The following is a 9321-nucleotide window of genomic DNA, read 5'->3' on the forward strand; positions in this document are numbered from 1 at the left end:
GCATGTACCAACCCGAATTAGGTTTTGAACACCATATTCATTCATTAGTTCATTTACATAAATAGCAATTGATGGTACACCCATTCCTGTTCCTTGAACAGAAACGCGCTTTCCTTTATATGTTCCTGTGAATCCAAGCATACCGCGCACTTCGTTATAGCAAGTTACATCTTCTAAAAACGTTTCTGCAATGTATTTTGCACGAAGTGGATCACCTGGAAGTAAAATCGTTTCTGCAATATCACCTTGTTTTGCCCCAATATGTACGCTCATTTCGTACCTCCTATATGTAAAAAATCTTACGCTTTCACTATACCATATTGTATCCCTTGCTTGTCTATTTACTTCTAACATTATGCGTCAAAAATAAAAAGACATACGGCCCAAAAAATGGCGTAGTATGTCTTTTTATATAAGGGTACGCTAATAGCGCAAGGGATTTACTAACGTTAGCTGAGGTGATATGTATGGGAAAAAAACATCGCAATCGAATTAATTCGCCTAAAAAGAATAATCATATTCCAAAAGAAGCAATTATAGCAGAACATGAAGCCCATGGAGATGAATATTCAGCAACAAACCGAAAAAATGGCCCTGGCCATCATACTCGTGATTACTAAGGGTCAACATATAAATAAAAAGCGGCCAGGTAGGTCGCTTTTACCTTATGTTTAGCGTACGTGCAGGCGGTTCACTTTTTGCCAGCCGTCTGTCCATAGCTTGTAGTAATACTTTCCTCGAGTACCTTCATCAATTAACAAAATATCGCCTGTGCTGATAAACCTCGCATCACAATCTTTTGGCAAATTATCAGCAATATTAAACATCTGAAATACTTGTGTTGCTGCGTCTTGATGATCGAATGCTGTAATCGTTAGACGATGGACAGGCTTATATCCGCGCTTTTCGCCTTTTTCTTCTGTTTGCATAATGGTTACATCATATTCTGTGCTAATATTAAATTGTTTTTTTATTGTGGTCCACACACTCAACATTCTTCCCTCCACCCAAAAGCAAGTATTTACTCTTTTACGTCATGTATTCTTATATAATTAGTGATAAAATCCGAAAATCCTTTATCGAATCAAAACGTTTTTTGTCGAAATTACTAGTTTTTTCTTATTAAACATGTACATAAAATATTTGTTTCCCATTTTATCATTAGTTGTTTTTGAATGGATGAATCAATAGGCCTACTTAAACAAAATGAAATATTAACGAAAAAAATGTAACCATTGCTCCTATTTTTGGTTATATAGGCGCTTAGAAAGGAGGTAGACCCCTAAGGACCAAGCAAGTCCTAAACAATATCCTGCTAGTATATCCGTTAAAAAGTGTACGCCTAAATACAAACGGCTAAATCCAATTAATAAAATAACAATAGCAATTACGCATGCAGCTGCCGTTTTGATAGCCCTGCTTCTTGTATACATCCATATTAACAAAAGTACTCCGCTGTAAAACGCCATTGAGTTCATGGCATGTCCGCTCGGAAAACTATAGTGAGAGGCGGGAACGACTTGACTCCAATCAGGTCTTGGTCTTGCAAAAATCTCCTTCAATCCCCAATTTAAAGCGCGAACTCCCCAAAAAACGAGCGTGATATATAAAACGAGCAACCCTTTTCGTTTATAAAGAAGAAATACTATAATTGCAAACCATATTGGCGCAGTAACATACCAAGATCCTACGGTTGTTATAAATATGATGATGGGTGTTAACGTGTCCGTCCTCCATCCTTCAATGGTATGAAGCACATTAAAGTCAAGCTGTTTCACCCAAGGTGTATTAAATGTAAATAAAATCAGTAAAAAGAAAGCTAAAAGCGATACAATAAATAGAGAATATTTTGTAGTGCGGTTTACCATTTTTTATTTCCTCCAACCTATTAAAAGAAAAAGCATGTAGTGTTCTACATGCTTTACTTATTCACACGTTTTGGCTGAATATAGTCTTCTGGCTTAGGAGCTTGATGAACGACAAATTCAGCCGAAAACTCCTCTTTTGCATTTATTTTTTTCGTTTGCTTTGATTGCGGCATATACCTCTCTCCTTTCTTTTTACTGTCTTTAATATACGAAAAATAAAGGAGAGCTATGCACGTTAGCTATAGCGTGAAATAATACTGGTTAATATATTTTTTAACTGAGGAATTTCTTTTTCAGAAACATGAACATGAACGAGCGACTCATCTGCATCCAGCATTTCAGATAGAAAGCCGCCAAACCCTCTGGCACGTCGATCTACTTCTATAAATAAATCGTAGTCATGTAAGCCGCTCGGCTGTACGATGATTTCAATTTCATCTACTTTCCCAGCGTACACTCCACCACTTGGAACAAATTCAAATTCTTGAACAAAAGGAAGTCTTTTTCTCATCCTGCGAGGGGCTTCTTCGCACTCGACTTGGCGCAAGCGAAAGCCAAGCTGTTCCATAGCTTCAATTGTGCTTGTTACCATAAGGTTAGGAAGCACTTTTACATGATCAATATCTGACGGATCAACGGCGTCTTTAATATCAAGGCTCGTCGCCACCCAAACCCGGGTTCTCCCTAATGTAACAGGCGTATCATCAGGCAGCTGAAAGGTAAAAGGAATAGACTTCGTTTCAGATGGTTGAATCGTGAACGGGTCGTTAATCTTAAACGTATTAAGCTCAATATCCTGCTTGTATTTTTTATCGTCCCTTTCTTTTACATAAGTTGTGAATAGACGCAGATAGATGCTGTCAATTTTCTGCTCAACATTGCCTCCGTACACTTCAACAATTCCTTCAATCTTTTCACCAGCAYGAAATTCATCATTGACAAGCTTAGCGTCCACTCGCGCTGCACCAATTCCAATGCGGGCTAACGCTTTATTAAATAGCGCCATACTTTCCCCTCCCTGAGTTCTTACTATTTATATAGTCATAAATATCTTTTTGTAAACTTCTAATGCTTTCATACGATTCATCTGCTCTCAGCATTTTTTGAATGATTGTCTTAATAGGCGCCGACAAATGTAACTCTTGTTCCCAGCTTCTTTCTTGTTTTTCCGTCGGCTCATAACCAGAGTATAATAAAAATAAAAGAAAATGACCAAGTGCATAGATATCGCTTGCAGCAGATGTTTGTCTCATAAACTGCTGTTCTTCTATAAGGGTGCTTGTTTCTTCATGGTCTCCTAAAAATCTAGCAAGACCAAAGTCAATAACATAGATGGTTCCGTTAACATCAATAATATTTGGAATACGAAGATCACGGTGAACGATTCCTTGCTCATGAATAGCAGAAACTACGTCTAGAATATTAAGTAAAATGTTAAGCGCTTGTTCTTCCGTATACACGCACTTCTCTTCAAAAATTAAATCTTCAAACGTTTTCCCTTGAATCAACTCCATCACTAAGAAACAGCCTTCAGCTGTTTCGATAGCTTCATACAGTGAAGGAATTTGAGGGTGATTTAATTGAGACAGCAATTTTGCTTCATAATGATAAGACTTCAGCCCCTGGGACGTGCACTGCTTCGTTTTACGGAGCTGCTTTACGACTACCTTTTTTTGTTGCACAATGTCGTTAGCAACATATGTTATACCATAGCTTCCCATTCCCAGTACATCTATGATTTCATAGCGCCCGCAAATGACTTTTCCTTTTTTAAAAGGGCGGTCAACTAGCCAGCGATGAAGATATTTGAACATTCGATTTTTCATCATAAATCAACTTGAGAAAAAGCTTGAGAAGAAACTTCCGCTTTTACGCTTACGCTTATAGTGGTGGTGTCCATATTTTGAATGACTGTGGCTGTCATAATATTTGCTTCGCTTATAATCGCTACTGCTGCTATGATGACGAGGACCTCTGTAATGATGATCACTGCTGCTGTAGTGACGAGGACGTCGATAGTGTCGATCGCTGCTGCTGTAGCGTCGATGTTTAGATCCAGTTAATGATTCAAAAATTTTTCTGAACATAAAGAAAACCTCTTTTCTTAACATTTGTTACCCTTTATACGTACGAAATGTTATAAAGGTTTCAAAAAGTCCCTTACCCTTTTTTTATATAGTTAAACGTTTCAAAGGAGGCTTAACATGACTTCTACTAACACAAATCCCCTCATTAGATTGGAGGATGTTCTTCGCCTGCAGCAGATGATGCAGCTCAAACCTCCTGCTACCCTCCCGCTGTCTTTTATCGGAGAAGACGTAAAATTGATTAAAGAGATTCGAAAAAAAGTAAAAAAAGCTAATCAAAACAATGTTACACGTACCCAAGCTTATTTAGACTATTATCAAAAACATCCCGAAATTCACTGGGCTTTTTTAGCACACTTGGTTTCACGGAACGGCGGCTATTACATGACAGATCTCTCCACTACCTTAATAAAATCCCTGCTTTCTCCAGAAAAACAGCACGCGTACTTCTTGTTTTTAGAACATTCCAATTCCGCCATTTTTCATGATGCTTACGCTCAGCTGTTACTCTATGAAAAAAGCAAAGAGCAAAACAGCAATCTGTTTCATTTACTCTCCGCTTTTCACATATCTTCTTTTATGAAAACTGTTTGGAATGACTTTTGGCAGCATAGAAACAAAACACTCTTATCAATAGCTCTGATTGTGAACGAACAGTATCATATCGAAAAAAATGTTCTCTTTAAAAAAGAGTTTCAGCGGGATGTTCTTCACTCTTGGCAGTTTCACACTCAAAACTTTCTCGGTATGACTCAAATCGTCTTTCCCTATTATTCAGGTAATAACATTGATTTAAGTGGCACAAAAGTGTATCATTTCGAGTCTGTCTTAAAACGGATTGAAGTGGGAAAAACTTTATACGTTCTTCTTTTTTATTCAAACTTGCATGATTCTATCTATACATTTAGCCTTAAACACCCCCACACAGGGTCTCGAAGCGATTATAATTCAGATATATTTACAAAAAATCGAACTCATTCCAAAAAGCTGTATAGCCCGACGTTAAATATGAGCTGGGGAGACCGCGTACACCTTTTTTTAAGAAAAGATGAGTGGTTTGAAGAAGAAAGCATATTTTCTCTCCTTGAGTCTATTCCCGCTTCTTCCGTTAAAAAAATTCCTCTTCAGCATCATATAAAAGTGCAATCTGCTATTAAAGCTGCTAACCCTTTTTCATAGCCGCTGTCTCATAAACAAAACGACGAGTTTCCCCGTCGTTACAGATGTATCTATCTTTTTATTCTTCATCTTGCTCATCAATAATGCATTTATCAATGAGATAATCAAAAGTTATATCCGCTAATTCGCCTAGCTCTTCTTCAGCGGGAACATAGCCTCGCTTGACTAGTTCATTGTAAAAGAACTCCGCAATTTCTTCCGTATCAATGACCACTTCGATTTCTTTCACAATATCACTCCTTATCCCGTTTGAACGGATTAGCGTACCTTATTTTTCTTAAAAATAGGTTCACTCCATCTTCTGCTTGAAGTTTTACCTTATACACATTTATGAACAATTCGGCAATAGTATGTCTAAAATTTCAGCAGTTTAAATAGAAAGGTAATTATACCCATTCTTTTTTCATTACCATCGCCGTATACACAATAAAAGATAGCTAAGAGAGATGTAATAATCTATCTCGGCTATCTTTTATTTATTAGGCATCTACCTGCTATTTTCCTTGTTCGGATTTTGCTATCTTTTTTAAATGTTTCAGCACTAAGTTCATGACTTCAGCGTATTCTTCATCTTCAAAAAGCTCATACAAAAATTTATAATCATTGTACACATCTAAAAGACCGTTTATAATCTCATGCTTTTCTTTAGTTAACCTCACTTCTTCTTTTTCAGAACCGTTTTGTTTTTTCATCTTTGGTAGCAACTCCGTCTTTTTAATTTCTTTACCTAAATACAACATATCAACACTTTGAGCGTAATTTTCTGTTTCCTCATGAGGAGTTACGAGAATGAGTTCTTCTTCACTAGCCTCAAGCCATTCTCCATCTGTTACACGTGACAATTCATAGACAATATCTTCCCATGAATCCTCTTTATAACGCCATATTTCTGTTCGAATACCAATGATTTTAAATAACTCTTTTCCATAATTAAAAACCTGGACGATATCGCCGAAGAAAAATTTATATTCAAGCTCTACTCTTTCCTGTACTAATATTTGACCTTCATATTCTTCTAGAAGCTCARTTGTATCTTCTAAAAAAAGACCTTCACTATGGTTGATTTCGTATACAAAAATCCCATCCATCACTTTTATATCGGTAATAGTGCCAACGGTCCCGTATATTGTTACAACGACTGTTTCACCAATTCCGTATTTAGGTTTTTTCTTCCCTGCCATCGTCGCACCTCCTTAGTAAACATACACCTACTGAAAAGTTACAATATTATATGCAGTAACTAAAAAAGGGGAAGTATAACATCTTTAGAACCAAGCCTTTATTATCTATTGCCCTCTATCATTTTTACCCCTGCTTATTGCATGAACTAAAGAAAATAAAAAAGCAGGCTGATGGATATCCATCAGCCTGCTTTTTTATTCCTCACGCATTATTTTGATAAAGCTCCCATGCTTCATCAAATACAGTCATACTTGATAAATAATGTCCGTTGAGCTCTAAATAAGAACTCAGTTCGTCATAATCTGTTGAAGATTTCGGGAAGCTGTGATCATCATAAGCACTTCGCGCAAACTCTCCCATTCGATCATGTTTTTTATTTGATCGGAATTTCATTATATAGTGATAAAAGGATTTCATCGTACTCCCCCTCCAGCGGTATGTGTATCTTTTCTATCATTTTTTCAAGAAATCTACAACTTTCTTCTGTGATATGTAGATGTCGAACACTGCAATATAAGTGGTTTACTGGACAAAAAATATTAAATTCATGTTACAGTTGCAAAACAAATTTCACTATTAGCGTAACTAATAAATATTGTTATATCAATATTTTTCTTTTTTCAAAAAGACATTTGTAACAAAAACACATCGTTTTTATAACAAAAGCATTGATTCGACAGGTTTCTCAAACCTTTATGTAATTGCAAAAAAGAAGAATTCATGTTTTAATTCCGTAGTGAAAGGTTATTCTAACAATAATCGCCATTTAAATAAATCTTGTTGGTGGGAGGTTTACATCAGCATATGTTGAGGAAAAATAATACTATGAATACTCGAAATGCTTACTTTGATAATGCTAAATTTGTATTAATTTTTTTGGTTGTATTTGGACACATGATTTCTCCGTACCGAACAGATAGCAGCGGAATGCTGTCCATTTATCAYTTTATCTTTATTTTCCATATGCCTGTCTTTATTTTACTAGCAGGTTATTTCTCAAAAAATTTTCATAAAAAAGGCTATTACAAAAAAATATTTACAAAGGTGGCTCTTCCTTACTTAGCTTTCCAAACTATCTATACCCTATATTATAGTGTGCTTTATACAGATGAAACGTACACGCTTCAATATTTGGTTCCTAGATGGGCAATGTGGTTTCTACTGAGCTTAATTTTTTGGAAATTAATGCTTCCTTTCTTTGCGAAATTCCCGATGTGGATTAGCTTAACTGTCTCTATTTCGCTTGGACTTGCAATGGGCTTCATTGATATTGACGGATTTGATAAAATTCTAAGCATTAGCCGAATGTTTGTCTTCTTCCCGTTTTTCCTTTTAGGCTACTATTTGTCACAGCGACAAGAGCCTTTTACAAATCTTTTGACAGCGCGAAATCGAATCATTGCATCCATCGTATTACTAGTGACATTAATCGGAAGCTATTCTTTCTTAGACGACACGGCTTACACAGATATGCTGTATGGAACGAACACGTACGACAATGTGGCCGAATTTTTAATGCGCGTTTCTCACTATGGAATTGCTTTTCTTGTATCTTTTGCCTTTATGGCTTTAATTCCAACGCGCGGTTTTGCTTTAACAAGCATTGGACAGCGATCCCTATACGTGTATTTATTGCACGGCTTCATTTTAAAATGGTTCTTTACAACTGACTTCTCAAAAAGTCTAGAGCCAACGTCATGGGGGATTATCGTCTTAATTGCCCTGTCCATTTTAGTAACGATGCTTCTCGGCAGCCGTATTGTCGATTGGTTCATCACAGGTACTAAGCTCATCGTTCAGTTTGTTACACCTAAAAAAGCCATTCAGAAATTTTCATTAGCATTCAAACGTACGTTTTCATAAAAGTCATACTCCTAAAGGAGTATGACTTTTTTCATTTTCTTCGAAGAAGCCAAGTAAATAATTTCATTTTGCTGAATTTTATGTTAACGTTTTAATATCTGAAGGAAGGGAGTTTTTCAAGATGGAATTAGCATATTATGCTGGAGAGTTTAGAGATATTAATGAGGCTGTTATTCCAATTGATGAACGCGGTCACCAATTTGGAGACGGTGTTTATGAATTTATTCGCGTATACAAAGGAGTTCCGTTTTCAATTGAACGTCACTTAGACCGCTTAGAAAGAAGTGCAAAGGCAATCTTTATCGAGCTGCCGGTTTCAAGACAAGAGCTAAAGGACATCATTCATCAAGCAATGGAAAAATCAACGTTAAAAGACGCTGATATTTATATTCAAGTTACGCGCGGGATTGCTCCTCGAAATCATTTATTTCCCGATGTACCTGCACAATTAGCACTCACAATACGTCACCCTCGCCAAACACCTGAAGAAGCCTATGAAAAAGGCATTTCCACGCTTCTTTTGGAAGACGAACGATGGGCTAATTGCTATATCAAATCATTGAACCTACTTCCTAACCTTCTAKCCAAACAAGCTGCGGCTTCTAAAGGATGTAAAGAAGCTATTTTAGTAAAAGACGGATACATAACCGAAGGGTCGAGCAGCAATGTATTTGCGATAAAAGACAACGTCTTGTTCACGACTCCTGCCACAAGAAAAATTCTATCCGGTATTACGCGCGCTAACGTGCTGGAATGTGCGCAGGAACAAGCCATTCAAATCCGCGAACAAAATATGACTCCTTCCTTTTTAAAAGACGCTGATGAAGTTTTTATTACGAGCACGTCTGTTGGTCTCTTGCCCGTTTCGAAAATAGACGAAGTCGAACTTCCAACTTTCCGTCCTGTCACAGTGGCTTTAAAACACGCCTACAGCCTGCGCACTGTTGGAACAAAGGCTTATCAATAAGCAAAGCCGCCCCTTACAAAATAAGGGGCGGCTTTTTAGAATTTAAAGTAGTTGCGCTTTAATAATCTTGGCACTTTTAATAGCTCATCATACCGAATGGATTCATCAAGTTTTTTTGTATCGACAAGAAGCAGCTGTGTTTCCACTTCTTCTATGATCTCTTCTTCTTGATATG

14 protein-coding genes are annotated in these 9321 nt (G+C 36.8%); 4 read left to right on the plus strand and 10 right to left on the minus strand.

Going from position 1 to position 9321, the window contains the following annotated elements; all coding sequences use genetic code 11:
• Positions 1-273 (minus strand): purine-nucleoside phosphorylase (locus tag AC1DRF_RS11250; RefSeq protein ID WP_477740753.1); only part of this gene is annotated, 273 nt, incomplete at its 3' end.
• A gap of 194 nt (positions 274-467) precedes the next feature.
• Here AC1DRF_RS11250 and AC1DRF_RS11255 point away from each other — a divergent pair.
• Positions 468-620 carry a hypothetical protein gene (locus AC1DRF_RS11255; protein WP_013058712.1) on the plus strand — a complete coding sequence of 51 codons (153 nt, stop codon included), beginning with the start codon at positions 468-470 and terminating at the stop codon, positions 618-620.
• 51 nt (positions 621-671) lie between these two features.
• Here the strand turns inward: AC1DRF_RS11255 and AC1DRF_RS11260 are convergent, their stop codons facing one another.
• The 5 genes from AC1DRF_RS11260 to AC1DRF_RS11280 all read right to left on the minus strand — a co-directional run bounded on the left by AC1DRF_RS11260 (position 672) and on the right by AC1DRF_RS11280 (position 3955).
• Positions 672-995 (minus strand): hypothetical protein, encoded by a 324-nt coding sequence (locus AC1DRF_RS11260; protein ID WP_013058713.1) that lies wholly within the window; start codon positions 993-995, stop codon positions 672-674.
• Positions 996-1241: 246 nt separating this feature from the next.
• The gene (locus AC1DRF_RS11265; RefSeq protein ID WP_025750197.1) at positions 1242-1868 is read right to left on the minus strand and encodes a phosphatase PAP2 family protein; all 627 of its coding nucleotides are present in this window, start codon (positions 1866-1868) and stop codon (positions 1242-1244) included.
• A 235-nt stretch (positions 1869-2103) separates the two neighbouring features.
• On the minus strand, positions 2104-2874 hold the full coding sequence (locus AC1DRF_RS11270; protein ID WP_477740754.1) for a sporulation protein: 771 nt from the start codon (positions 2872-2874) through the stop codon (positions 2104-2106).
• The gene (locus AC1DRF_RS11275) at positions 2861-3697 is read right to left on the minus strand and encodes a serine/threonine protein kinase (RefSeq protein ID WP_477740755.1); all 837 of its coding nucleotides are present in this window, start codon (positions 3695-3697) and stop codon (positions 2861-2863) included. The genes AC1DRF_RS11270 and AC1DRF_RS11275 overlap by 14 nt, the downstream gene beginning before the upstream one ends.
• A gap of 3 nt (positions 3698-3700) precedes the next feature.
• Entirely contained in the window at positions 3701-3955 is a 255-nt protein-coding gene (locus tag AC1DRF_RS11280; RefSeq protein WP_477740756.1) for a hypothetical protein, read from the minus strand.
• Between the two features lie 117 nt (positions 3956-4072).
• Here AC1DRF_RS11280 and AC1DRF_RS11285 point away from each other — a divergent pair, with 117 nt between their 5' ends.
• Positions 4073-5134, plus strand: coding sequence for a DUF2515 family protein (locus tag AC1DRF_RS11285; RefSeq protein ID WP_097824459.1), 1062 nt, complete (start codon positions 4073-4075; stop codon positions 5132-5134).
• 58 nt (positions 5135-5192) lie between these two features.
• Here AC1DRF_RS11285 and AC1DRF_RS11290 read toward each other — a convergent pair whose 3' ends face one another.
• The 3 genes from AC1DRF_RS11290 to AC1DRF_RS11300 all read right to left on the minus strand — a co-directional run bounded on the left by AC1DRF_RS11290 (position 5193) and on the right by AC1DRF_RS11300 (position 6733).
• On the minus strand, positions 5193-5363 hold the full coding sequence (locus AC1DRF_RS11290; RefSeq protein ID WP_013058720.1) for a YozD family protein: 171 nt from the start codon (positions 5361-5363) through the stop codon (positions 5193-5195).
• 265 nt (positions 5364-5628) lie between these two features.
• Entirely contained in the window at positions 5629-6315 is a 687-nt protein-coding gene (locus AC1DRF_RS11295) for a hypothetical protein (RefSeq protein ID WP_477740757.1), read from the minus strand.
• A gap of 202 nt (positions 6316-6517) precedes the next feature.
• Positions 6518-6733: a YozE family protein gene (locus AC1DRF_RS11300; RefSeq protein ID WP_013058722.1), complete on the minus strand. Its 216-nt coding sequence runs from the start codon at positions 6731-6733 to the stop codon at positions 6518-6520.
• A 408-nt stretch (positions 6734-7141) separates the two neighbouring features.
• Between AC1DRF_RS11300 and AC1DRF_RS11305 the strand changes: the two genes are divergently transcribed.
• Together AC1DRF_RS11305 and dat are read left to right on the plus strand one after the other, a co-directional pair.
• Positions 7142-8179, plus strand: a complete 1038-nt coding sequence (locus AC1DRF_RS11305) for an acyltransferase family protein (RefSeq protein WP_013058723.1) — start codon at positions 7142-7144, stop codon at positions 8177-8179.
• Positions 8180-8300: 121 nt separating this feature from the next.
• Positions 8301-9146, plus strand: coding sequence for a D-amino-acid transaminase (gene dat / locus AC1DRF_RS11310; RefSeq protein WP_477740758.1), 846 nt, complete (start codon positions 8301-8303; stop codon positions 9144-9146).
• A gap of 35 nt (positions 9147-9181) precedes the next feature.
• Here dat and AC1DRF_RS11315 read toward each other — a convergent pair.
• On the minus strand, positions 9182-9321 hold a 140-nt coding region (locus tag AC1DRF_RS11315; protein WP_477740759.1), incomplete at its 5' end, for a YokU family protein.

It is taken from the genome of Priestia sp. P5_B4 (assembly GCF_056400385.1).

Excerpts from the sequence above, each read along its gene's own strand:
- AC1DRF_RS11285 (WP_097824459.1), top strand. The coding sequence starts at position 4,073 with ATGACTTCTACTAACACAAATCCCCTCATTAGATTGGAGGATGTTCTT.
- AC1DRF_RS11280 (WP_477740756.1), bottom strand. The coding sequence starts at position 3,955 with ATGTTCAGAAAAATTTTTGAATCATTAACTGGATCTAAACATCGACGC.
- AC1DRF_RS11255 (WP_013058712.1), top strand. The coding sequence starts at position 468 with ATGGGAAAAAAACATCGCAATCGAATTAATTCGCCTAAAAAGAATAAT.
- AC1DRF_RS11300 (WP_013058722.1), bottom strand. The coding sequence starts at position 6,733 with ATGAAATCCTTTTATCACTATATAATGAAATTCCGATCAAATAAAAAA.
- AC1DRF_RS11265 (WP_025750197.1), bottom strand. The coding sequence starts at position 1,868 with ATGGTAAACCGCACTACAAAATATTCTCTATTTATTGTATCGCTTTTA.
- AC1DRF_RS11260 (WP_013058713.1), bottom strand. The coding sequence starts at position 995 with ATGTTGAGTGTGTGGACCACAATAAAAAAACAATTTAATATTAGCACA.
- AC1DRF_RS11275 (WP_477740755.1), bottom strand. The coding sequence starts at position 3,697 with ATGATGAAAAATCGAATGTTCAAATATCTTCATCGCTGGCTAGTTGAC.